General features: G+C 74.0%; 19 protein-coding genes. 12 read left to right on the top strand and 7 right to left on the bottom strand.

Annotated features, from left to right (window positions below; translation table 11 throughout):
• The first annotated feature begins 202 nt into the window (after positions 1–202).
• On the top strand, positions 203–1684 hold the full coding sequence (locus IE311_RS24435) for a transglycosylase family protein (protein WP_189833938.1): 1482 nt from the start codon (positions 203–205) through the stop codon (positions 1682–1684).
• Here the strand turns inward: IE311_RS24435 and IE311_RS24430 are convergent.
• Positions 1565–2575 (bottom strand): DMT family transporter, encoded by a 1011-nt coding sequence (locus tag IE311_RS24430; RefSeq protein WP_189833937.1) that lies wholly within the window; start codon positions 2573–2575, stop codon positions 1565–1567. The genes IE311_RS24435 and IE311_RS24430 overlap by 120 nt on opposite strands.
• Positions 2576–2795: 220 nt before the next feature.
• Between IE311_RS24430 and IE311_RS24425 the strand changes: the two genes are divergently transcribed.
• The 3 genes from IE311_RS24425 to IE311_RS24415 all read left to right on the top strand — a co-directional run bounded on the left by IE311_RS24425 (position 2796) and on the right by IE311_RS24415 (position 5542).
• Positions 2796–3509, top strand: a complete 714-nt coding sequence (locus IE311_RS24425; protein ID WP_189833936.1) for a (2Fe-2S)-binding protein — start codon at positions 2796–2798, stop codon at positions 3507–3509.
• A 77-nt stretch (positions 3510–3586) separates the two neighbouring features.
• Positions 3587–5071, top strand: coding sequence for an SDR family NAD(P)-dependent oxidoreductase (locus tag IE311_RS24420; RefSeq protein WP_189833935.1), 1485 nt, complete (start codon positions 3587–3589; stop codon positions 5069–5071).
• A gap of 300 nt (positions 5072–5371) precedes the next feature.
• A complete protein-coding gene (locus IE311_RS24415; RefSeq protein WP_189833934.1) occupies positions 5372–5542 on the top strand; it encodes a hypothetical protein in 171 nt (56 codons plus the stop codon).
• Between the two features lie 128 nt (positions 5543–5670).
• Here the strand turns inward: IE311_RS24415 and IE311_RS24410 are convergent, their stop codons facing one another.
• Genes IE311_RS24410 through IE311_RS24400 form a run of 3 tightly spaced genes read right to left on the bottom strand, consistent with a single transcriptional unit; the run spans position 5671 to position 8577 of the window.
• Positions 5671–7107 carry a lipase maturation factor family protein gene (locus tag IE311_RS24410; RefSeq protein ID WP_189833933.1) on the bottom strand — a complete coding sequence of 479 codons (1437 nt, stop codon included), beginning with the start codon at positions 7105–7107 and terminating at the stop codon, positions 5671–5673.
• Positions 7108–7129: 22 nt separating this feature from the next.
• Entirely contained in the window at positions 7130–7681 is a 552-nt protein-coding gene (locus tag IE311_RS24405; protein WP_189833932.1) for a DUF1990 family protein, read from the bottom strand.
• The gene (locus IE311_RS24400) at positions 7678–8577 is read right to left on the bottom strand and encodes a YndJ family protein (RefSeq protein ID WP_189833984.1); all 900 of its coding nucleotides are present in this window, start codon (positions 8575–8577) and stop codon (positions 7678–7680) included. Before IE311_RS24400 ends, IE311_RS24405 begins: the two co-directional genes overlap by 4 nt.
• Positions 8578–8849: 272 nt before the next feature.
• Here IE311_RS24400 and IE311_RS24395 point away from each other — a divergent pair, with 272 nt between their 5' ends.
• The 3 genes from IE311_RS24395 (at position 8850) to IE311_RS24385 (ending at position 13859) form a co-directional block, all read left to right on the top strand.
• Positions 8850–10193 (top strand): DUF6777 domain-containing protein, encoded by a 1344-nt coding sequence (locus IE311_RS24395; RefSeq protein WP_229902122.1) that lies wholly within the window; start codon positions 8850–8852, stop codon positions 10191–10193.
• A gap of 49 nt (positions 10194–10242) precedes the next feature.
• On the top strand, positions 10243–12354 hold the full coding sequence (locus IE311_RS24390) for a SpoIIE family protein phosphatase (RefSeq protein ID WP_189833931.1): 2112 nt from the start codon (positions 10243–10245) through the stop codon (positions 12352–12354).
• A 158-nt stretch (positions 12355–12512) separates the two neighbouring features.
• Positions 12513–13859, top strand: coding sequence for a wax ester/triacylglycerol synthase family O-acyltransferase (locus tag IE311_RS24385; protein ID WP_189833930.1), 1347 nt, complete (start codon positions 12513–12515; stop codon positions 13857–13859).
• 92 nt (positions 13860–13951) lie between these two features.
• Here IE311_RS24385 and IE311_RS24380 read toward each other — a convergent pair whose 3' ends face one another.
• The 3 genes from IE311_RS24380 to IE311_RS24370 all read right to left on the bottom strand — a co-directional run bounded on the left by IE311_RS24380 (position 13952) and on the right by IE311_RS24370 (position 17830).
• Complete coding sequence (locus tag IE311_RS24380; protein WP_229902121.1) at positions 13952–15688, bottom strand: alpha/beta hydrolase; 1737 nt, start codon at positions 15686–15688, stop codon at positions 13952–13954.
• 118 nt (positions 15689–15806) lie between these two features.
• Positions 15807–17162 (bottom strand): sensor histidine kinase, encoded by a 1356-nt coding sequence (locus IE311_RS24375; RefSeq protein ID WP_229902120.1) that lies wholly within the window; start codon positions 17160–17162, stop codon positions 15807–15809.
• On the bottom strand, positions 17159–17830 hold the full coding sequence (locus IE311_RS24370) for a response regulator transcription factor (protein ID WP_189833928.1): 672 nt from the start codon (positions 17828–17830) through the stop codon (positions 17159–17161). Before IE311_RS24370 ends, IE311_RS24375 begins: the two co-directional genes overlap by 4 nt.
• An 82-nt stretch (positions 17831–17912) precedes the next feature.
• Here IE311_RS24370 and IE311_RS24365 point away from each other — a divergent pair, with 82 nt between their 5' ends.
• The 5 genes from IE311_RS24365 (at position 17913) to IE311_RS24345 (ending at position 23161) form a co-directional block, all read left to right on the top strand.
• On the top strand, positions 17913–18785 hold the full coding sequence (locus IE311_RS24365; protein ID WP_189833927.1) for an Fpg/Nei family DNA glycosylase: 873 nt from the start codon (positions 17913–17915) through the stop codon (positions 18783–18785).
• 62 nt (positions 18786–18847) lie between these two features.
• Positions 18848–19615: a LytR/AlgR family response regulator transcription factor gene (locus tag IE311_RS24360; protein WP_189833926.1), complete on the top strand. Its 768-nt coding sequence runs from the start codon at positions 18848–18850 to the stop codon at positions 19613–19615.
• Between the two features lie 99 nt (positions 19616–19714).
• A complete protein-coding gene (locus IE311_RS24355) occupies positions 19715–20128 on the top strand; it encodes a DUF485 domain-containing protein (protein ID WP_229902119.1) in 414 nt (137 codons plus the stop codon).
• A 10-nt stretch (positions 20129–20138) separates the two neighbouring features.
• Positions 20139–21956 (top strand): sodium/solute symporter, encoded by a 1818-nt coding sequence (locus IE311_RS24350; RefSeq protein ID WP_229902118.1) that lies wholly within the window; start codon positions 20139–20141, stop codon positions 21954–21956.
• Complete coding sequence (locus IE311_RS24345; protein ID WP_189833925.1) at positions 21953–23161, top strand: histidine kinase; 1209 nt, start codon at positions 21953–21955, stop codon at positions 23159–23161. The genes IE311_RS24350 and IE311_RS24345 overlap by 4 nt, the downstream gene beginning before the upstream one ends.
• Positions 23162–23166 lie beyond the last annotated feature (5 nt).

Genomic DNA, 23166 nt, shown 5'->3' with positions numbered 1-23166 from the left:
GCCCGACCCCGATCCGAGCCCGGCGCCACAGCCCGGCGGACCGGTGCCGGAACCGGAGCCTCAGCCCCAGCCGGGCCCCGCCGGTCGCCGCGTGGCGTCAACGCAGAGGTGACGGAAGCGGGTTGAGCTTTCGCGTATCCCTTGTCACGGAGCGTGCGCCACCCCTAACTTGGACGGCTGCTGCTGTGTTCAAGGGGGGCCCATGGCCGTACGCGGACGTCACCGCCGCCACCAGCCGAGCCGGATCAACCGTGCCTCGCTCACCGTCACCGCGGGAAGCGCCGGAATGGCGCTGCCGCTGATCGGCGCGGGCGCCGTACAGGCCGCCTCGCTCGATGTCTGGGAGAAGGTCGCCGCCTGCGAGTCGACCTCCAACTGGCACATCAACACGGGCAACGGCTATTTCGGCGGACTCCAGTTCAGCCAGTCCACCTGGGAGCAGTACGGCGGGACGCACTACGCGCCGCGCGCCGACCTCGCCTCCAAGGACCAGCAGATCGCGATCGCCGAGCGCGTCCTGAAGGGCCAGGGGCCCGGCGCCTGGCCGTCCTGCGGCTCCCGCGCGGGTCTCGCCCGTGGCGGGGACGCGCCGGACATCACGCCCCGAGGAACGGCGTCCGGTGGCGGGAACGCGCCGAGGACCGCGTCCCTGCCCGGGCAGCGTGCCTTACCCGAGCAGCCGGCCAGGAACGTCGGTCCCACCGCCGTGCCCACCGTCCGTGAGATGTACACGGTGACGCCCGGCGACTCCCTGTCGACGATCGCCCGCGACGAGCGGGTCCAGGGCGGCTGGAAGCGGCTGTACGACAGCAACAAGTCCGTCGTCGGCGACGACCCCGACCTCATCCACCCCGGCCAGCGCCTGACCTTGCGGATCACCGCGCCGAAGAAGCCGGACGAGGCGAAGAAGGCGGAGGGGACGAAGGCGACGGAGCCCGCGAGGGCGACCCGGCCGGCGGCCACGCCTCCCACGACGCCCCCGACGAAGGCCCCCTCGGCCACGACGCCTCCGGCGAAGCCCTCGGTCCGGGCCACCGTGCCCCGGACCCGGCCCGCCGCGCACCCGGTGACGAAGCCGTCCCGGCAGCCCGGGGCCGGGCCGAGCACCGGACCGACCACCAGGCCCGTCGCGAAGCCGACCGGCAGGCCCGGGGCCGGATCGACGACCAAGCCCGTGGCCGGGCCCACCGTCAAGCCCGCCCCGAAGCCGACGGCCAAGCCCAGGACGAAGCCCGCTCCCCGGCCGACCACCAAGCCCCGCCCGGCCGTCGTGGACGAGGACCGCTACTCCGCGCCCGTCTCCGCGGGCATCGGCACCCGCTACGGCAAGCCCGGTTCCTCCTGGTCCAGCGGCTACCACACCGGTGTCGACTTCCCCGTGCCCACCGGCACCTCGGTCAAGGCCGTGGCCGGCGGACGGATCGTCTCCGCCGGATGGGGCGGTGCGTACGGCTACCAGATCGTGCTCCGCCACGACGACGGCCGCTACAGCCAGTACGCGCACCTCTCCGCGCTCTCCGTCCGCGAGGGCCAGCGCGTCACCGCCGGTCAGCGCATCGGACGCTCAGGGTCGACCGGCAACAGCTCGGGACCGCACCTCCACTTCGAGGTAAGGACGGGTCCCGGGTACGGCTCCGACATCGACCCCCTGGCCTATCTCAGGGCGCGGGGCGTCACCATCTGACCCCGTCGGCCCGCGCCCGGACCGCGGCTCGCGCGGAGCGTCCGACGCCGCGGGCGACGGCGCCGGGACCGTCATCCGGTCGAGCGTGAGCTGGACCAGGCCGCCCGCGGCGACCGCGCCGCAGATCAGGGCGGCGACGGTGCCCGCCGTCCCGTAGCGGAAGCTCTCGCCGAACAGGGTCAGTCCCACGGCGGCGGCGACCACCGGGTTGACCACCGTGACGGTGGCCAGCGGGGCGGCCAGGCCCGCGCCCCGGTACGAGGCCTGCGACAGCAGCAGGCCCGTCACGGCGAGGGCCGAGAGCACGAGCAGCCCCGTCCACTCGGCGAGCGGCGCGTCGGGCGTCCACTCCTCGGCCACCGCCTTCGTGAAGACGGAGGCGATCCCGAAGGCGACACCGGCCGCGGCGGCGAGGACGACGCTGCGCAGCACGGACCTGCCGATCAGGTGCGCGGCGGTGAACAGGGCGGCCACCACGGCGAAGGTGCAGCCCGCGAGGAGCCAGCGGTCGCCGTCGGTCAGGGACCGCGTCTCGGCGCCGCTGGTGAGGCTGAGCAGCCCCGCCAGGCCCACCGTGGCCATCAGGGCGCCGCGCCAGGCCCGCGATCCGGCCCTGCGGCCGACGAACAGGGCCGCCATGGGCAGCGCGAACACGATCGTGAGGGCACCCAGCGGCTGGACCAGGCTGAGCGGTCCGTACGCGAGGGCCGCGACGTGCAGGGTCGCGCCGACGCCGTTGAGCAGGACGGACCCCCACCAGGCGGGGCTGCGCAGCGGCGCGTAGCGCGGACCGGTGGCGGAGGCCGCGACCCGCTCCTGCACGATCGCCGCGGCCGCGTAGGCGACCGCCGAGACCAGGGCCAGGATGACGGACAGCAGGAGGGGACTCATACCTTCCACGATCTCTCTTCCCGGCCGATCGCGTCGTCGTACCAGGGGACGTCTTCGTGGGTACGCCGGTCGCAGTACGTGGGCCCCGTCTACGCCTTCAGGTGTACGCCATCGCAGGTCGGAACGGGTGCAAAGCGGCCTTTAGGTAGCAGATCGGGGAGCTGTCCGGGGCCGCTACGGTGGTCGGAAAACTTCGGCACGGAACCAGGGGGAACGTCGGGTGGATCTTGTCGAGAGCGGATCGGTGGGCGGATTCTTCGCCCTGCGCACCACCGCGCCGGAGACAGGCGGGGCACACCGCCCGCTCGCGCGCCTGTACGCGGGGGAGGACGGCCCCCTCCACGCCCGGGTGGACCGGGTCGCCGCCCGGCTCGGCGCCCCCGAGCGGCGCGTCGGCGCCTCCGTCGCCCACCTCGGGCTCGCGGCCCGGCTCTGGTCGACCGCCCTCGGGCCGGCCGCGCTCCACGGCCGCTTCCCCGCCCTCGACCCTTCGGATCTGCACTGGGACGGGGCGCTCACCTCCCCCGACGACCTGTGGTGGGCGGGCTCCGAGACCCGCCCCGGGACGGTGGACGCGCTCCGCGCGGCCGTCCAGGAGGCCCATCTCGTGCCGCTCCACGCGGCCCTGCGCCGCGACGGCCACATCTCCCCGCGCCTGCTCTGGGGCAACGCGGGCTCCGCCCTCGCGGGGGCGCTGCGCGAGCTGACCCGCTGGGCGCACGCCCACGGCCGCCCCGGGGCGGCCGAGCGGGCCGCCGCACTGGTGGCGGGCCTCCTCGACCACCCCGACCTCGCGGGCACGGTCCGCGGCCCCCGGCTGCGCCGGGCGAGCTGCTGTCTCTACTACCGCTGCCCCGGCGGAGGGCTCTGCGGAGACTGTGTCTTCGACCACGCCCCCCGAACGGGTTTGGAGGCGCGGCCCCCGGCTCCGTAAAGTTGCACTCTCGAGAGCCCATGAACGGCGACAGCCGGCGAACGGCGACGTACGAGCGAACGAGGACCCCGAAGGCCATGACGGTGACCGAAGAAACCCAGGACTACGGGCCGGGCGTCGACCCCGAGCGCCTGGCCGTCTGTCTCGCCGTCCTCGACGAGCTCGACACGCTGGACGTCGACCACCCGGACGCGATCCTCGTCCGGCGCGCCACGGCCGGGATCTACCGGACGGTGAAGCAGCGCCGCCGCCAGGAGCGCCGGGCGTCGAAGACCGCCAACGACAAGGCGGTCACCGAGGCCACGGCCACCGGCTCCGCGCAGCGCATCGACGACGAGACCGAGGGCATCCTGCCCTCCTCCGTCACGGAGGAGGGCAGGATCGCCGGGATACTCCAGCGTCCGCGCTCCTGCTACGTCTGCAAGACGCGGTTCGTCGAGGTCGACTACTTCTACCACCAGCTCTGCCAGAAGTGCGCCGCCGAGAACCGGTCCAAGCGCGAGGCCCGCGCCGACCTCACGGGCAAGCGCGCCCTGCTCACCGGCGGCCGGGCCAAGATCGGCATGTACATCGCGCTGCGGCTGCTGCGCGACGGTGCCCACACCACCATCACCACCCGCTTCCCCAAGGACGCCATCCGCCGCTTCAAGGCCATGGACGACTCCGCGGACTGGATGCACCGCCTGGAGGTCGTCGGCATCGACCTGCGCGACCCGGCCCAGGCCGTGGCCCTCGCCGACCAGATGACCGAGGCGGGGCCGCTCGACATCCTCATCAACAACGCGACGCAGACCGTGCGCCGGCTGCCGTCCGCGTACGCCGCGCTGGTCGACGGCGAGAGCGCGCCGCTGCCGGCCGGTGAGCTTCCCGCCCACCATGTCATCGGTGCCTTCAACTCCGGCGCCGTCGGCGAGCTCGTCGGATCGTCCGAGCTGCCCGCCGGTGTGCAAAACCTGGAGGCCCAGCAGGTCGCCGACCTCGCGCTCGTCGCCGGCAACGCCACCATCGCCAAGCACATCGACGGGACCGCCATCGACGCGGGCGGCCTGGTGCCGGACGTCGTCGACTCCAACACGTGGGTGCAGAGCATCGAGCAGATCTCCCCGGTGGAGCTGCTCGAGACCCAGCTGTGCAACTACACGGCGCCGTTCATCCTCATCAGCAAGCTGCGGCCGGTGATGGCCGAGGCCGCGAGGAAGGCCGACAGCGGGCGTTCGTACGTCGTGAACGTCTCCGCGATGGAAGGCGTCTTCAGCCGTGGTTACAAGGGTGCGGGGCACCCGAACACCAACGCCGCCAAGGCCGCGATGAACATGGTGACGCGGACCAGCGGTGAGGAGATGTTCAAGACCGACGGCATCCTCATGACCTCCGTCGACACCGGCTGGATCACCGACGAGCGTCCGCACTTCGACAAGCTGCGCCTCGCCGAGGCCGGCTTCCACGCCCCGCTCGACCTGGTCGACGGCGCGGCCCGCGTCTACGACCCGATCGTGCGCGGCGAGCACGGCGAGGACCTCTACGGCTGCTTCCTGAAGGACTACTCCCAGGCGAACTGGTAGAAATCACGCCCCATGGGGTGAAAAGCGGTTTCGGCAGTCCTGACAAGAGCGCCCCACCGGCCCGGTGGGGCGCTCTTTCGGTTCGATTCACCCGAACGCGTCACACTTCCGAGCCCGGTAGAGCGCGGACGCGCTCATTTGGTTACTCTGATGTTCACGGTCGGCCACCGAGGAGACACACCGTCCTCACGGCCTACCAGGGACAGGCCTTCCACCAAGGCCGCGGTCCCGCCCGACGAACGGCGCCACCGCGACCGACCGGCACTTGTCCTACAGGTACGTGACACGAAGGAGTGCGCGGTGACACCCGAACTGACGAAGCAGGAACCGCGGCCAGCCGAACCCAAAGAGCGGCCGCGCAGGAACGGCGAGCTGGGGAGCCTCGAAGTCTGGGCCCATGCGGCCCCGATCCGGCTCGCGGGCTACGAGGACGACCTCGCCGAGCCCCACATCCTGCCGGGCATCGACTGAGCCCTAGCTTCACCGGTGCCCCCGGCCTTCCACGGCCGGGGGCACCGGTGCGTTCCGGGGCGTCTCCGGCCTCGCTCACCGTCGCCTGTCCGCCTGTCCGCCTGTCCGCCTGTCCGTCTGCCCGCCGGTCACCCGTCCGCCCGTCGCCCGTCCGTCGGTTCCCTCAGCCGGATCGGCGGCAGATACTCCCGTACGAGCGTCCGGTGCCACCAGGCCCCGGTCGCGCGGAGCTCCCGCCAGGTCGTGTAGCGGTAGCGGTACAGCCGGGCCCGGACGAAGGTCGGCGGAGCCTCGGGGAAGGGGTTGTGGGCGAGCAGCCGCAGGGTGTCCCGGTCGTTGTCGAGCAGGCGCTCCACGAACGGGCCGAACCAGTCGCGCGCGTACCCCGGGCTGAGCGCCGCGAACCACATCAGCCAGTCGAGCCGCAGATGGTACGGCGCGAACTGCCGGGGGAGCCGGCGCGGATCACCGGGCTTGCCCTTGAAGCCGTACTCGCGCCACACCGTCCCCGCGTGCGGTACGGGCTCGTCGGTGCCCTCGACGACGATCTCGTCCCTGATCCGGCCGACCGTGCCGAACGCTCCGTACGTGTTGACCAGGTGGAACGGGTCGTACGAGCGGTTCATCGCCTGGTTCGGGGAGAGCAGGTTGCGCACCGGGCGGTAGCTCCGTACGAGGACGAAGGCGGTCACGGCGACGACCACGACCACGTACCAGAGCGGCGGGTCCGGCCGGGGGTGCTCGCCGGTGACGGCGGAGGCGTCCACCACGGAGAGGGCGAGCACGATGGTGATCCAGTTCAGCCAGGCGAAGTTGCCGGAGAGCACCAGCCACAGCTGGGTCGCGATCATCAGCCCGGCGGCGATCGTGGCCACCGGCTGCGGGGTGAACAGCAGGAACGGCACGAGCAGCTGGACGACGTGGTTGGCCGCCACCTCCACCCGGTGCAGCGGGCGCGGCAGGTGGTGGAAGAACCAGCTCAGCGGGCCGGGCATCGGCTGGGTCTCGTGGTGGTGGTAGAGGCAGGTCAGATTCCGCCAGCAGGGGTCGCCGCGGATCTTGATGAGGCCCGCGCCGAACTCGACCCGGAAGAGCAGCCAGCGCAGCAGGAAGAGCACCAGGACGGGCGGACCCGTGTCGTCGTTGCCGAGGAAGACCGCCAGGAAGCCGGTCTCCAGGAGCAGCGACTCCCAGCCGAAGGAGTACCAGGTCTGGCCCACGTTCACGATCGACAGGTACATCGCCCACAGCAGCAGCCACATCAGCATCGAGACGGGCAGCGGCACCGCGTCCCCCGCACCCGCCACGAGCGCGAGGGCGAGCGTCGCGCCGGACCACGCGACGGTCGCGAAGAGCCGGTCGGAGTAGCGCCAGTGGAAGAGCGAGGGGGTGTGCCGGGGTCCCGTTCTGCGCACGTACTCCGGTACGGGGAGCATGCCGCGTTCCCCGATCAGCGCCCGGAACTGAAGGGCCGCCGAAAGGAACGCCACGCAGTACAGCCCGGCGAGGCCCCGCTGGAAGACGATCCGGCTCAGCCAGTGGTCGGGTGCGGTGAACCACTCCATCGCTTCCAGTATCGGCCCGGGATCAGCTCCTGACGAGGCGCCGGAGGATCCGGCCGAGCCGGCGCGCGTACGCCCGCTGGAGCAGCGGGACCACGGGGCCGCCGAGCCGTGTGTACCAGGAGGCGGGGCGGCTGAACGCGGTGACCGCGAACCGGACCGTGCCGTCCGGCTCCAGGTGGACCATGAAGGACTCCTCGCCGCACTCCGGATGCCCGGTGAGGGTGCCGTACGCGAAGCCGACGCGGTTCTCCTCGTACGCCGTCCAGATCACCGAGCAGGGGGCGCCGATCCGCAGCCGGCCGATGCCCGCCGATATCTCGACGGCGACCCCGGACTCGGCGCGTTCGGCGTCCGCCAGGAGGCGCGCCCCGGTGGCGCGGTGCATCCGCCAGGTGGTGACGGCGGTGCCCGCGGCCTCGAAGGCGGCGCGGCCGTGGCCGACGACCGTGCTGTACCGGAGGAGGTGGTAGCCCTCGGGGAGGGCGGCCGGGGTCCGGGTGGCGCCGACCTCGCGGTAGCTGAGGGCCGGGCGGGGGCGTTCGGGCCGGGACAGGCTGTTCAGGAGGCGGGTCATGTCGGGAGCTCCGTTCGCGGGTGGGCCGTGCGGGGCGGGTTCTGGGCGGGTGCCGGTGGTGCCGGCGGGGTGGGGCGCCGGGACCGGAGGCGGCGGTGGGCGAGCAGGGCGCAGACCGTGAATCCGAGGGCGTTGCCCAGGCCGTGGGTCGCGGCCGTCCAGGTCAGGTCGAGGTGGGGGAGGCCGGTCGCCTCGCCGAGCGCCCAGCTCAGCGCGAGCAGCATGGTGGCGAAGAGGACCAGGGCCGAGACGGCGAGCAGCCCGCGGGTGAGGCGGTCGGTGGCCGTCTCGCGGCGCTCGCGCAGGGTCAGCAACGCGACTGCCGTCATACCGGCCGTCAGGACGACGGCCCCGGCGAGCTCGGCCCAGTCGTCGACGAAGTAGCCGAGCAGCACCAGCAGGGTGCCCGCGGGGACGCTGAGTGCGGCGAAGCGGGCGGTGCGGCCGTCGGAGGCACGGCAGAGGAGTCCGGCGACCAGGGCGGCGGCGAAGCCCGCGAAGTGGAAGTGCGGGACGGTCAGCGCCAGGATGTCCAGGTCGAAGCCGAAGAGCGGGTGAGCGGCCCGTTCGGCGACGAGCGCGAGGCCCCCGACGGACGGCGCGACCAGGGCGGTGAGGACGGCCACCTCGCCCGGTCGCAGGGAGCGGGTCAGGAACAGCCGGGCCGGGGCCTGGAGCGCGAGCGCCAGTGTGGCGAGGGCGTAGACGGCGGCGAGCGCGGTCGAGAGCCCGGAGCGCGGCAGCCAGAGGGCCAGTCCGCCGGGGACGGCGAAGAGCGGCCAGCTGCGCCGGAGCAGGTCCCAGCCCGGTGGCCGGGGGCCGTCGAGGAGCGCGAGCCCCGTCGGGACCACCCAGAACATGCCGAGGGTCACGACCGATCCCACCAGGACCGACAGTGCGGTCATGAGCCACCACCCCCCGACTTGAACGTGTTCAATTGATCGGTCCGAGCGTAGAGCCTTTCTTGAACACGTTCAAGCGGCTTGCGTCCGTCGCTCTCCCCCGGTCGGCCGCCCTCCGCTTGCGGCGGCCCGCGCGCTGCGACAGACATGAGGGACTGGCCGGAACCGGGCGCCGTGGCCCGGGGGAGAGAAAGCGGGAGAACCAGGTGCGCTCAGCCCCTCGCCGGACGCGGCGAACCCCCACCGTTTCCCGCGCGACCGAGCAAGTGACATCCGGGGCGACCGACCCCGACGCATCCGGGGCGACCGGTCGCCCCACCTCCCGCGCGACGGACCACTTCACCTCCCGCGCGACCGACCACGTCGCATCGCGCACGACCGACCCCGCGCCTTCCCGCGCCCCCGCGCCCACCGTTCCCCCGGCCCCCCGCCGCGCCGGCTCCCGCGCGCCCTCCCGCACCGCGGCCCGCACCGCGTTCGCGGCGCTCTCCGCCTCCCTCCTCCTCGTCGGCTGCACCTCCGTCTGGGAGGGCTCCCCGGGCGGCTCCCAGCCGGCGGCCGCCGGGTCGATGCAGGACGTGCTCCTCCAGTCGGTCGCCGCGCGGGGGCCCGACCCCTTCACCGCCTCCACGGCCCGGAGCACCGCGCGGGCCGACTCCCCGGGCCGGACCCCGGACCCCGACACCGAGCGGGTGCGCGAGGTCACCGGCTCCACCCCCGGGCTCTACGGCGGTACCCGCGCGGAGGGCAGCTGCGACGTCGAACAGCAGGTCGCGTACCTCTCCGCAGACCAGGACAGGACGCGCGCCTTCGCCGAGGCCGCCGGCATCCCCGAGACCAACGTCGGCGACTGGCTGCGCGGACTGACCCCGGTCGTCCTGCGGGCGGACGCCAGGGTCACCAACCACGGCTACCGCCAGGGCAGGGCCAACGCCTACCAGTCCGTCCTGCAGACCGGTACGGCCGTCCTCGTCGACCAGTACGGCTCCCCGCGCGTCCGCTGCGCCTGCGGCAACCCGCTCCGCACCCCGACCGCCGACCGGGGCGGCGTCCACCAGGGCGACCCCTGGGACGGTTTCGACCCCGACCGCGTGATCGTCGTCCGGCCGACCACCACCGTCGTCACCAGCCTGGTCATCGTGAACGCCGCCGACCGCAGCTGGATCGAGCGCCGGACCGGCAGCGACGGCGGCGAGGACCGCAAGCCCGCCGTGGAGCCCGGCTGCGACCCGGACGCGTGCGCCCTGGCCGGCACCACCACACCCGACCCGGCCGTTCCCGACGCCCGGACGCCCGACCCGAGCGCCCCCGACCGCCGTACCTCCCCGGACACCCCTTCCCGGGCTCCCGTCCCCCCGGCGCCCGAGAACCCGCCGGTGAGCCCCGACAGCTCCGGAGGCACGGGCACCGAGCAGAGCCCGGACACCGACCCGTACCGCGTACCCGACACGGAGCCCCACCCCGTACCCGATCCGTACACCGACCCCTACGCCGATCCGTACGCCGATCCCCCCGGCGAGGCGCCCACCGCGCCCGACGGCGAGCTGCCGTTCGAGGAGCTCTTCCCGGCCGAGACGGTCCCGGACCAGCCAGAGACCTTCGAGGGGTGAAACGGATCTTCATGGTGCGTACGGGCGGAGCTGCGCCTAGCGTGGCCCCATGAACGCGCGCGACGGGGGCGGGGAGGCGGTCGAGCGGCTCGGCCGTGCGCCGGAGGAGTCCGCAGCCGGGCCGGGGAGCGAGCGGACCGCAGGTGCGGGGATCCTCGCCGACTTCGGCTCAGTCTTCCGGATGGGCGGCTTCGACTGGGACCTCGCGACCGGCACGATGATCATGGACGAGGCGGCGCTCGACGTCTTCGACATGGACCGGTCGGAGTACGACGACCGCCCCGAGTCCCTCGGCTCGCGGGTCCTCCCCGACGAGAGCCGCCGCCTCGACACCCTGGTCGCCCAGGCCCTCAAGGACGGCAGCGACCAGTACGGCGCGTACTTCCGCATCCGCCGCCGGGACGGCAGGCACCAGTGGACCCACACACAGGGGCTCGTCCACCGCGACGACAGCGGCCGCCCGGTACGCATCGTCGGCGTCGTCCGCGACGCCACCCACGAGCTCACCGAGTCGGCCGCCCGGCTCGGCCTCGACGAGGGGCGGCGCAAGCGGGCCGGCGTCGTCGAGGGCACCACGGCGGCCCTCGCCTACGCGCGGACCGTGAAGGACGTCATCGACCTGCTCAACGACTCCCACGCGCTCGAACACTTCGGCGCCGCCAGTCTCGTCATGGGCCTCCTCGACGCCGGCCGCATCCACCTCGTCGCCGAGGGCCCCGAGGGTGCCTTCGTGCCGGGCACCCGTTTCACCCGGGTGGACGAGCCGTACCCGATGAGCGAGGTGATCCGCACCCTGCGGCCGCGGTTCATCGACTCGCCCCAGGACTTCGCCGACTCCTTCCCGGTGCTCTGGCCGCACATCAGCGGACTCGGCATCACCGCCGCCGCCTATCTGCCGCTGATCGCCCAGGCCCGGCCCATCGGCGCGCTCGGGCTGCTCTACAGCGACAGGACCGGATTCAGCGAGGACGAGCGGACCCTCCTCGTCGCCCTCGGCAGCAGCATCGCCCAGAGCCTCCAGCGGGCCATGCTCTACGAGCAGGAGCACGACCTCGCCGAGGGGCTCCAGCAGGCGATGCTGCCCCGCCGGATCCCCGAGGTGCCCGGCGCCCAGACCGCCGTCCGCTACCGCTCGGCCCGCCTCGGCCGGGACATCGGAGGTGACTGGTACGACATCATCCCGCTGCCCGGCGGACGCGTCGGCGCCGTCATCGGGGACGTCCAGGGTCACGACACCCACGCCGCCGCCGTCATGGGCCAGCTGAGGATCGTGCTGCGGGCGTACGCCGCCGAGGGGCACACCCCGGCCACGGTGATGGCCCGGGCCTCCGTCTTCCTGCACGAACTCGACACCGAACGCTTCGCCACCTGCACCTACGCGGAGGTCGACCTCGGCACCGGGGTCGTCCAGGTGGTGCGCGCCGGTCATGTCGATCCGTTGATCCGCGAGATCGACGGCCGCTGCCGCAGGGTCCCGGTGGAGGGCGGGCTGCCGCTCGGGCTCTCCGCCGAGTTCGGCCGGCTCGACTATCCGGTGACCACCCTGGAACTCGACCCCGGACAGACCCTGATGCTCTACACCGACGGGCTGGTCGAGAAGCCGGGCGCCGACCTCGACGAAGGCCTCCAGTGGCTCTCCGCGCTCGTCCGGCGCGGGCCCGCCGACCTCCAGGAGCTCGCCGACCACCTGTGCGACGTGGTCGCGGACCGGGGCGGCGAGGACGACGTCGCCATCCTGCTGATGCGGCGCCTGGGCGCGGCCACCGGCCACGGCGCCGGCCGCTTCCAGCAGCATGTGGCCCAGAGCGACCCGGAGGCGCTCAGATCGGCCCGGCACATGATCAGGGCCGCCGTCCGGGCCTGGGGGGCCGAGGAACGAGCGGACGAGATCGAGCTGGTCGCCGACGAGCTGATGACCAACGCGCTGATGCACACCGACGGCGGGGCCATCGTGACCCTGCGGATGCTCGGCGGGGCCGAACGGCGGCTCCGGGTGGAGGTCGAGGACCGGTCCAGCGCGCTGCCCCGGCGCCGCGAGGCGGGGGAGGCGGGCGTGTCCGGGCGGGGGCTGCTGCTCGTCGACCGGATCTCCGACGTGTGGGGCGTGGAATCGCGGGGCGGCGGCAAGTGCGTGTGGTGCGAGTTCACGGTGGAGAACTGAGCCCGTTACAGAAGGATGAGACCGTTGGCGGAGGACCGGAGGCGTTGACAGAAGACCGACACTGTTAACTGAGCGTGCATTGATCGTACTTGACCGTAACTGTCGGTGCGCGATTGACTTCGTTCTCCCGGCTCTCCGTGCAGGACGTGAGGACACCTTTGAGCAGCGAGCTACTGGCACCGCTTGACCTGGCCTTCTGGCACCTGGAATCCACCGCGCACCCCCTGCACCTCGGGGCGCTCGCCCACTTCGGCCCCGCGCCCACGGAGGGCGGCCACGAGCCTCCCGACATCCTCGCCCTGCTCGCCCGCCGCGCCGCCGCCGTCCCCCGGCTCCGGATGCGCGTCCGCGACGTCCTGCTCCCCGTCGGCGGCGCCGCCTGGAGCGCCGACCCGGACTTCGACGTGCTCCGCCACGTCCACGAGATCACCCTCCCCGGCGCCGACTTCCCCGCCGAGTCCGCCCGGCTCGCCGCCGAGCTCATGGAACGGCCCGTCGCCCGCGGCCTGCCGCCCTGGGAGATGTACCTGCTCAGCGGCGCCCCCGACGGTTCCTTCGCCGTCCTCGTCAAACTCCACCACGCCCTCGCCGACGGCATGAGGGCCGTCGCCATCGGCGCCGGGATCTTCGACGAGATCGCCGCGGGACGCCGCCCCGCCGGCCGGGCGCGCCCCGTACCCCCGACCTCCTGGCTCCCCGGCCCGGGACGGCTCCTCGGCATGGCAAGGGACCGGCTCGGCGACCTCGGTCGCGCCGTCGAGGTCGGCGCCTCCGTCGTCCGCGCCAGTCGGTTCGACGTACGGCCGACCGCCGCACTCGCCGCCGAGTCCAGCGGAACCCGCCGGATCGCCACCGTGACCCTGTCCCTGGACCGCGTCCACCGCGTCCGCCGCACCACGGGCGGCACCGCCAACGACGTCCTCCTCACCGTCGTCGCCGGAGGCCTCCGCCGCTGGTTCGACGGCCGTGGTCTGCCCCTCCCCGAAGCCGATCCCCGCGCGCTCGTCCCCGTCTCCCGACGCCGCCCCGGCGCCCCGCCCGGCCCCGGCAACAGCCTCTCCGGCTACCTCCTCGACCTGCCCGTCACCGAGGCCGACCCCGCCGCCCGGCTGGCCGCCGTCAAGAGCGCGATGGACCGCAACAAGGCCGCCGGGCCGTTCCGGGGCGCAGGCGCCGTCGCCCTGCTCGCCGACCAATTGCCCCCGCTCGCCCACCGCTTCGGCGCCCCGCTCGCCTCCGGTGCCGCCCGGTTCCTCTTCGACCTCCTGGTCACCCAGGTGCCGCTGCCCCGCTCCGCGCTCTCGCTCGGCGGCGCACCGCTGCGCGCGCTCTTCCCCATGGCCCCGCTCGCCCGCGGGCAGGCCCTCGCGGTGGCCATGTCCCCGTACGGAGGCCAGGTGCACATCGGCCTCGTGGCCGACGGAGAGGCCGTCCCCGACCTCGACGCCCTGGCCGGCGCGCTCACGGCAGAACTCGACCTCCTGGACCCGCCGGACACGCCGTAGCGCGCAACGCGGTGCCGTGGTGCTGTGGTGCCGTGGTGCGGTCGTGCGGCAGGGCCGTCGTCCCGATGTCCCTGCGATGTCTCGTCGTTCCGTCATCCCGTACAGGTCGTGCCGGGGCGGACCTTCGTGAGGTCGATCAGGTACCGCTCGACCTTCCTGTCGACGCAGGGGTTCCGGCCGTAGCCGGTGTGGCCGGGGGCGTCGAAGGACAGCAGCATGCCACCGGGGAACTGGCGCGCCAGACCGACCGCCTCCTCGTACGGCGTCGCCGGGTCGCCCGTCGTCCCCACGACGAGGACCGGCGGAACGCCCTCGGCCTTCACCCGGTGGGGGCGCTGGGGACCCGTGGGCCAGTCCCGGCACACCAGCTCGTTCGTCACACCGGTCGTGCCGTGGACGCCCGCCGCCTTCTCGGCGGGCCCGAGCGCGTCCCAGTAGGCCCGGGCGTCGCGCGGGTGGGGGACGTCGAGGCAGTTGATCGCGACGAGGGCGGCCTCGCTGTTGTCCTCGGGAACGGCGGACGCCGACCCCTCGGACGCCCCGGCCTCGGCGGAGCCCTCTTCGGTACCCTCCGCGCCCGCCGTGTCCGTCGCGCCCTCGGTACCCTCAGGGCCCTCCGTGTCCTCCTCCTCGCCCGACGCCAGGGCCGCCAGCTTCGTCCCGTCCCCGCCGTCCGCCGCGCGCAGCGCCTCGGACAACGGCTCCCACTGGGCCTCCGGCGTGTACATCGACAGGCCGAGCGCGGACACCAGCGCCGCGGCGTCGAGACCGGACTCGGAACCCTCGACCGGCAGCGGCTCGCGCTGCGTCCGCGCGACGAGGCGGTCGATCAGGGCCCGTATCTCCTCGGGGGTCGCGGCGGGGCAGGCGTCACCGACGGTCCCGGCGCAGGTCGCGGCGTACTCCTCCACCGCCTTCCGGAACCCGGTGGACTGGCCGAGCACGCGCTGCCGCCAGTCGAGCGACGGATCGACCGCCCCGTCCAGGACCATCGCCCGTACGCGGCGGGGGAACTGCTCGGCGTACGAGGTGCCCAGGCTCGTGCCGTACGACCAGCCGACGTACGTCAGCCGCCGCTCGCCGAGCGCGGCCCGCAGCACGTCGAGGTCGCGGGCGGCGTCGTGCGTTCCGACGTGCGGGAGCAGCGGACCACTGGCCTTCCGGCAGTCGGCGGCCGTCGCCCGCGCCGACGCGAGGGCGTCGGCGCGTTCGGCTTCGGTGCGGGGGTTCAGGGGGGCGATGGTCGGGGTGTCCGTCGTGTCCGCCGAGCCCTCGGTGGGGGGATCCTCGGTGGCGGCCTCCGGGCCCGCGGGCGTACAGGTCAGGGCAGGCCTGCTCTCCCCGACGCCGCGCGGGTCGAAGGACACGATGTCGAACCGCTCGCGCACATCCCGGCCGATGTCGTCGGCGACGCCGTCCTTGATGAGCCGGACTCCCCGCTCGCCGGGGCCGCCGGGGTTGAGGACGAGCGAGCCGACGCGCTTGCCCCGGACCGCGGTGACCGCCTTCGCGACCGGGAGCACGAAGGTCTTGCCGTCGCCGGGGCGCGCGTAGTCCATCGGGACGGTCAGCGTGGCGCACCTGTGGTCGCCGCAGGGCTTCCAGGCGAGCTTCTGCTCGTAGAAACGCCGGAGGTCGGGGCGGTCGGCGGGATCGGCGGGCCCGGCCGACGACCTCGGCCGGCCTCCCTCCGGGCCGGAGCCGACGCTGCAGGCGGCGAGGGACGTGGCGCCGAGCACGGCGAGAGCGAGAGCCAGGGCCCGACGGTGGCGGGTGGGGGCGGTGATCACGAGGTACTCCCATGGATGGACGGTCCGGGGAAGGATCACGCGCGGATGCTGAGGATTTCCTGAGGGCCGTGTGGCGACCCGGCCCGGGGCCCACCCCGGCCGTCCGCCCATCGATGAGGAGCGCGGGCCGGAACCGGACCAGGCGCAGGGGCACGGCTCAGTCCGGTGTCGGCAACTTCAGTACGAACCTGGCGCCGCCGTCGTCCCCACGACCCGTCGTCAGCGTCCCCCCGTGCGCGTGCGCCACCCAGGCCGCGATCGACAGACCGAGTCCCGTCGACCCCGATCCGCTGCGGAAGCGTTCGAACAGGTCGTCCGCGACCTCCGGGGGCAGGCCGGGACCCGCGTCCTCGACCGTCAGCGTGCCGTCCCGGGCCACCGTGATCCGGACGTCCGCCGGGACTTCCGGCGCGTGGCCGTGGGTGAGGGCGTTGCCCAGCAGATTGCCGACCGCCCGGCGCACCAGATCGGGGTCGGCGAGCACCACCGTGTCCTCGGCATCGACCAGCACACGATGGCCCCGCGTGGGCGCCTCGTCGACGACCGCCTCCACCAACTGGTCGAGACGCAGCGGCTGACGGGCCACCGTGGCCGTACCGGACATGAGCCGGGCCCGGGTGAGCAGCCCGTCGACGAGCCGGCCCATGCCCTCCGCCAGGCGCAGGGTGCGCCGGTGCACGTCCGTGCTGTCCGTCTCGCCCCGCAGCGCCGTCTCCGCGAGCGTCCGGAGCGAGGCGGCCGGGGTCCGCAGATCGTGCGCCGCGTCCGCGAGGAACGCCTCCTGCCGGCCGAGCGCGGTGAGCGCCGGCCGGATGGCCCGTCCGGACAGGACGTGCCCGACGGCCGCCGACAGCAGGACGAGCACCGCGCAGCCGGCGGTCACCACCCGGACGAGCCGCGTGTGGTCGTCCCGCTGGGCCGTCGCGTCCGCCAGCGTGACCAGGACGCCCTGCGGCCCCTCGCCGTCCACCGCCTCCGGCGCGTAGAAGGGCAGCGCGAACACCCGTACCGGTCCGCCGCCGGTCGTGTGCCGGTCGAAGGCCCGTGCCTCCCCGGACCGCGCCGCCGCACGCCCGGCCTCCAGGACCACTCCGGGGCCCACCGTCAGGCACGGCGCGGTCGGCGCGTGCCGGACGGTCAGGCCGCCCGCGGCGTCCGGGCCGTCGCCCGGGGCCTCACCGGGGGAGTCCCCCGGGCCTTCGTCGGTGACGAGGAGCACGGTCAGTGGCGGGCAGCCGGTGTTCACGGTGTCCGCCAGGACGTCCGTGGCCAGCCGCCCGTTCTCGTCGGTCTCGAGCAGACCGAGGGCCCAGCTGGTGTCCACGTCCATCGAGTGGTCGAGCTGCTCACGCCAGCGCGCGCTGTCACTGCGTACGGCGAACACGGCCATCGCGATCAGCCCGACCGCGCTCGTCAGCGCGAACAGCAGACTGATCCGCCGGCGCAGCCTCAGCACCCGTGCCGTCGGCGTCGGCGGCCCCGAGGACGAGGTGCGGAGGCGGCGGCGGCTCACCGCGTGCCGTCGGGCGCGAGCCGGTAGCCGATGCCGCGCACGGTGTGGATGAGGGGCGGGTCGCCCAGCTTGCGGCGGAGCTGGGAGACGAGCACCTCGAGGACGTTGGACTGCGGCTCGGCCATCTCGTCCCAGCAGCTCTCGATCAGCTCCGCGCGCGGGACCGCCTGGTCGGCACGGGCGCCGAGGGCCTCGAGGACGGCGAACTCCCTGGTGGTGAGCGTGAGAAGCACCCCGGCCCGGCGGACGAGCCGACGGGCGGTGTCGATCTCCAGGTCGCCGACGTGGTGCACCGGCGGGCGGACGACCGCGGACCGGCGGCACAGACTGCGCACCCGGGCGACCAGTTCGGGTACGGCGAACGGCTTGACCAGGTAGTCGTCTCCGCCGCTCGCGAAGCCCTCCACCCGGTCCGCCACCGTGTCGCGCGCGGTCAGGAACAGGACGGGCACGGCGCGCCCGTCCCGCCGCAGCCCTTCGACATAGGAGGCGGCGTCACCGGAGGGCAGCATCCGGTCGAAGACCGCGCAGTCGTACGCGGTGACGAACAGGGCCTCGTCGGCACGGGGAAGATCGGCGGCCTCGTCGACGGCGAGCCCGGCGGCCCGCAGAGCGGCGGCCACGCCGAACCGGAGGTCTTCGTCGTCCTCGACGAGCAGTACGCGCACGTCACCCACCCTAATCGCCGTTCGGGCGGCGTTTCGCGGCGCCCGCCGCGCGACCCCGCCGCCCGTGCGGCAGGGTGGAACCATGCCCGAACTCCCCGAGGTGGAAGCGCTCCGCGCGTTCCTCGACACGCACCTGGTGGGCAAGGAGATCGCCCGTGTGCTGCCGGTCGCCATCAGCGTCCTCAAGACGTACGACCCGCCCCTGAGCGCCGTCGAGGGCGCCGAGGTCACCGCGGTCGGGCGCCACGGGAAGTTCCTGGACCTCACCACCACCGGCGCCGCGGGCGAGCTCCACCTCCTCTTCCATCTGGCCCGCGCCGGCTGGCTCCGCTGGCAGGACCCGCTGCCCTCGGGCCCGCCCAAACCCGGCAGGGGCCCGCTGGCCCTGCGGACCGCGCTCACCGGCGGCGACGGCTTCGACCTCACCGAGGCGGGCACCACCAAACGTCTCGCCGTCCACCTCGTCCACGACCCGCAGGAGGTCCCGGGCGTCGCGCGGCTCGGTCCCGACCCGCTCGCCGAGGACTTCGGCCCCGAGCGGTTCGCCGCGCTGCTCGCCGGTGAACGCCGTCAGATCAAGGGCGCGCTGCGCGACCAGAGCCTCATCGCGGGCATCGGCAACGCGTACAGCGACGAGATCCTCCACGCCGCGAAGATGTCGCCGTTCAAGCCCACCCGGAACCTCGCCCCGGAGGAGATCACCGCCCTGTACACGGCGATGCGGAGCACGCTCCACGAGGCGGTCGAACGCTCCCACGGTCTCGCCGCCGGCAAGCTCAAGGCCGAGAAGAAGAGCGGCCTCCGGGTCCACGGCCGCACCGGCGAACCCTGTCCTGCGTGCGGGGACACCATCCGCGAGGTCTCCTTCAGCGACTCCTCCCTCCAGTACTGCCCCACCTGCCAGACCGGCGGCAAGCCGCTCGCCGACCGCCGCCTCTCGAAGCTCCTCAAGTAGCTCCCGGGATCGGACGGGTCCGGGCCGGGACGGTGCCGGAGGTCCCCGTTACACTCCGCCGCATGCTGCGCGTACTGGCCGTCGACGACGAGGAACCCGCTCTCGGAGAGCTGCTCTACCTGCTGCGCGCCGACCCCCGCGTCCGCACCGCCGAGGGCGCGGGTGACGCCACCGCCGCGCTGCGCAGGATCGGGCGCGCCCTGGAGACCGGACCGGACGGCGGCGACGCGATCGACGTCGTCTTCCTCGACATCCACATGCCCGGCCTCACCGGGCTCGACGTGGCCCGGCTGCTCGCCGGCTTCGCCCGGCCGCCCCTCGTCGTCTTCGTCACCGCCCACGAGGGCTTCGCACTCCAGGCCTTCGACCTGAAGGCGGTCGACTACGTCCTCAAGCCCGTCCGCCGCGAGCGGCTCGCCGAGGCCGTCCGCCGTGTCCACGACCTGGTGCACACGTCCGCCGCTCCCGCCCCGGCCGTGCCGGCCGTGTCCGCCGCCGCCGAGCAGGTCCCCGTCGAGCTGGGCGGGGTCACCCGGTTCGTCTCCGTCGACGACATCGCGTACGTGGAGGCCCACGGCGACTACGCGCGCCTCCACACCGACCACGGCAGCCACCTCGTCCGCATCCCGCTGTCCACGCTCGAGGAGCGGTGGGCCGCGCGGGGCTTCGTCAGGATCCACCGCAGCCATCTCGTGGCCCTCGCCCGGATCGACGAGCTCCGGCTCGACGGCGGCGCCACCTCGGTGCGGGTGGGGGACACGGACCTGGCGGTCAGCCGCCGGCACGCCCGCCCGCTCCGGGACCTGCTGATGCGGCGCGCCGGCGGCTGAGCCCCCGTCCCTTCCGCCCCTATCGCAGGTGTTCCCACCTGCGTAGACTCCACGGGTCCCGGGCCCGAGGGCCGCCACTTACGACGGAGGCGGACGCCGATGTCCGAGCAGCACCCTGCCCCGGCCTTCGGCCGGGGAGACCCGCAGCGCAGACCCCGCCGCGAGACCGTCACCTATGTCTCCGCCCACGGCCCCGGCGCCGTGCCCGGCCCCGCCCGCCGGCGCCCCGCCCACCCGCCGGCCCGCTCCGAGATCGACGAGCAGACCACGCTCGGCCACACCTACGTCCGCTCCCTGATGCGCAGTCAGCTGCGCGCCGCCCTCACCGCGCTCGGCGCCCTGGCCCTGCTCGTCGGCTCCCTTCCGCTGCTCCTGGCCCTGCCCGCCCCCGAGATCTACGTCTGGGTCGTCCTCGGTGTCGGGGTGTATCCCGTCGTCTGGGGCATCGCCCACTGGTACGTGCGCCGCGCCGAACGCAACGAGCGCGACTTCACCGGCCTCGTCGAACGCTGAAACGCCCCGCGTGAACCAGACCTACGCCGTCGCCGCCGTCACCGCCGTCGTCCTCGCGACCGTCCTCATCGGCGCCCTCGGCCTGCGGATCTCCCGGACCACCTCCGACTTCTACGTCGCCTCGCGCACGGTCGGGCCGGGGCTCAACGCCGCCGCGATCAGCGGCGAGTACCTCTCCGCCGCCTCCTTCCTCGGCATCGCCGGACTCGTCCTCGTCCAGGGCCCCGCCATGCTCTGGTACCCGGTCGGCTACACCGCCGGATACCTCGTCCTGCTGGTCCTCGTCGCCGCCCCGCTGCGCCGCTCCGGGGCGTACACGCTCTCCGACTTCGCCGAGGCCCGACTCGAATCCCCGCAGGCACGCCGGATCGCCAGCCTGTTCGTCGTCGGCATCGGCTGGCTCTACCTGCTGCCGCAACTCCAGGGCGCCGGGCTCACCCTGGAGATCCTCACCGGCGCCCCCGACTGGGTGGGCGGACTGCTCGTCGCCCTCGTCGTGACGGGGACCGTCGCGGCGGGCGGGATGCGCAGCATCACCTTCGTCCAGGCCTTCCAGTACTGGCTGAAGCTCACCGCCCTGCTCGTCCCCGTCCTCTTCCTCCTCGCCGCCTGGTACGGGGACGGGGCGCCCAGGGCCCGTTTCGACGCCCCCGCCGTCCTGCGCGGCCACACCGTGGTCGAGGTCGCGGACACGGTACGGATCGGGCTCGACGAGCCGCTCACCCTCACCGTCACCGGCAGCGTCGACTCCGTCCCGTACGAGCGGGGGACCGTGACCCTCGCACCGGGCACCCATCACGTCCTCGCGGGCACCACGCTCGCCTTCGCCCCGGGTGCCGAGCTCCCCGAGCGGGTCGCCGGCGGAACCGAACCTCCCCCGGACTCCGGCCGGGGGGACCCCCGTCTGGATCCGCTCGGCTGGTCCCAGCCGCTGGCGGGCGGCCGTGACGGGCACCAGCTGTACGCCACGTACGGGCTGATCCTGGCGACCTTCCTCGGCACCATGGGACTGCCGCACGTCGCCGTCCGCTTCTACACCAGCCCGCACGGTCGCGCCGCCCGCCGCACCACCCTCGTGGTGCTCGGACTCGTCGGCGCCTTCTATCTGTTGCCGCCGCTCTACGGGGCCCTCGGCCGGATCTACGCGCCCGAGCTCGCCCTCACCGGTTCCGCCGACGCCGCCGTGCTCGTCCTGCCCGACCGGATCCTCGGCGGACTCCTCGGCGACCTCCTCGGGGCGCTCCTCGCGGGCGGCGCCTTCGCCGCCTTCCTCTCCACCGCCTCCGGGCTCACCATGTCCGTCGCCGGGGTCCTCACCCAGGACGTGCTGCCCTCCCGGGGCGTACGGCACTTCCGCCTCGCGACCCTGCTCGCCACCGCCGTCCCGCTCGCCGTCGGGGTGGTCGCCTCGAAGGTGCCGGTCGCCGACGCGGTCGGTCTCGCCTTCGCCGTCTCCGCCTCCTCGTTCTGCCCGCTGCTCGTCCTCGGCATCTGGTGGCGGCGGCTCACCCCGCCGGGCGCCATGGCCGGGCTGCTGCTCGGCGGCGGCTCCGCCCTCGTCGCGGTGATGGCGACCCGGGCCGGGCTCGCTCCCGAGGGCTGGCCGCACACCCTGATGGCCTGGCCGGCCGTCTGGTCGGTCCCGCTCGGCTTCCTCACCATGGTCCTGGTCTCGCTGGCCACGCCCCGCCGGGTTCCCCCCGGCACCGCGGCGCTCCTCGCGCGGCTCCATCTGCCGGAGGAGTTCACCGGTCTGCCGGGGGAGAGCACGCTCGCGGAAGGGAACACCGGCGCCGTCCCCGCTCCCGCCCAGGAGGTTCGCCGATGAGCGGCATCGCCCTCGCCGCCGCGGCTGCCGCCGGGGCCGTACTGCTCGCCGCGGGCTTCGCCCTGGGACGGTTCGCCGCCCGCCGGGGTGGCCGCGCCGCCGACCCGGATCTCGGCACGCCCGTCGAACGGGCCACGTTCCACACCTTGCACACCGCCTCGCTCGCCGCGCCGCCGCTGCGCGCCGGGCTCACCGAGGAGACGGCCCGCAGGGCGGCCGGCACCCTCCGCTCGCTGCTCGGCACGGAGGCGCTCTGCCTCACCGACCGGGGTGCCGTCCTGGCCTGGGACGGACCGGGCGAGGACCACCACCGCGCCCATGTCCCGGAGCAGGCCGCCGAGACCCTGGAGACCGGCCGCAGCCGGTCCGCGCACACCGGCTGCGCCGACCCGGCGTGCCCGCTGCGCTGGGCGGTGATCGCCCCGCTCACCGGCGAGGACGGGGTGCTGGGCGCGCTCGTCGCCTACGGCTCCCGGGAGTCTGCCGTCCTGGTGCGGGCCGCGACCGAGGTGGCCCGCTGGGCCTCCGTCCAGCTGGAGCTGGCCGAACTCGACCGCTCCCGCACCCGGATCGTGGAGGCCGAGATCCGCGCGCTGCGCGCCCAGATCTCCCCGCACTTCATCTTCAACTCCCTGGCCGCCATCGCGTCGTTCGTCCGGACCGACCCGGAGCGGGCGCGGGAACTCCTGCTGGAATTCGCCGACTTCACCCGATACTCCTTCCGCAGGCACGGCGAGTTCGCCCAGCTCGCCGACGAACTGCGCTCCATCGAGCAGTACTTGGCGCTCGCCGGGGCGCGCTTCGGGGACCGGCTGAAGGTACGGCTGCAGATCGCCCCCGAGGTGCTGCCGGTGACGCTGCCCTTCCTCTGCCTCCAACCCCTCGTGGAGAACGCCGTGAAGCACGGTCTCCAGGACCGGGAGCGGGGCTGCCGGGTCACGATCGCGGCCCGCGACGCGGGCGCGGAGGCCGTGGTGACGGTCGAGGACGACGGCATCGGCATGGACCCCGAGCTGCTGCGCGCGGTCCTGCGCGGAGAACACCCGGCCGGCTCCGGCATCGGCCTCTCCAACGTGGACGAGCGGCTGCGCCAGGTGTACGGGACGGAGTACGGACTCGTCGTCGAGACCGGGGTCGGCGCGGGGATGAAGGTGACGGTGCGCGTCCCCAAATACCGTCCCGGGGTGCACCGTTCGCCGCCTTGACCGTC

It is taken from the genome of Streptomyces zaomyceticus (genome assembly GCF_014656215.1).
Lineage (GTDB): Bacteria > Actinomycetota > Actinomycetes > Streptomycetales > Streptomycetaceae > Streptomyces > Streptomyces zaomyceticus.
The sequence above is the reverse complement of the archived record's forward strand: the minus strand, read 5'-3'. Positions and strand labels throughout refer to the sequence as shown.

Coding starts and splice junctions, on each gene's coding strand:
- IE311_RS24410 (WP_189833933.1), bottom strand. CDS start 7,107: ATGGAGTGGTTCACCGCACCCGACCACTGGCTGAGCCGGATCGTCTTC.
- IE311_RS24360 (WP_189833926.1), top strand. CDS start 18,848: ATGCTGCGCGTACTGGCCGTCGACGACGAGGAACCCGCTCTCGGAGAG.
- IE311_RS24405 (WP_189833932.1), bottom strand. CDS start 7,681: ATGACCCGCCTCCTGAACAGCCTGTCCCGGCCCGAACGCCCCCGCCCG.
- IE311_RS24345 (WP_189833925.1), top strand. CDS start 21,953: ATGAGCGGCATCGCCCTCGCCGCCGCGGCTGCCGCCGGGGCCGTACTG.
- IE311_RS24365 (WP_189833927.1), top strand. CDS start 17,913: ATGCCCGAACTCCCCGAGGTGGAAGCGCTCCGCGCGTTCCTCGACACG.
- IE311_RS24435 (WP_189833938.1), top strand. CDS start 203: ATGGCCGTACGCGGACGTCACCGCCGCCACCAGCCGAGCCGGATCAAC.
- IE311_RS24355 (WP_229902119.1), top strand. CDS start 19,715: ATGTCCGAGCAGCACCCTGCCCCGGCCTTCGGCCGGGGAGACCCGCAG.
- IE311_RS24390 (WP_189833931.1), top strand. CDS start 10,243: ATGAACGCGCGCGACGGGGGCGGGGAGGCGGTCGAGCGGCTCGGCCGT.
- IE311_RS24430 (WP_189833937.1), bottom strand. CDS start 2,575: ATGAGTCCCCTCCTGCTGTCCGTCATCCTGGCCCTGGTCTCGGCGGTC.
- IE311_RS24420 (WP_189833935.1), top strand. CDS start 3,587: ATGACGGTGACCGAAGAAACCCAGGACTACGGGCCGGGCGTCGACCCC.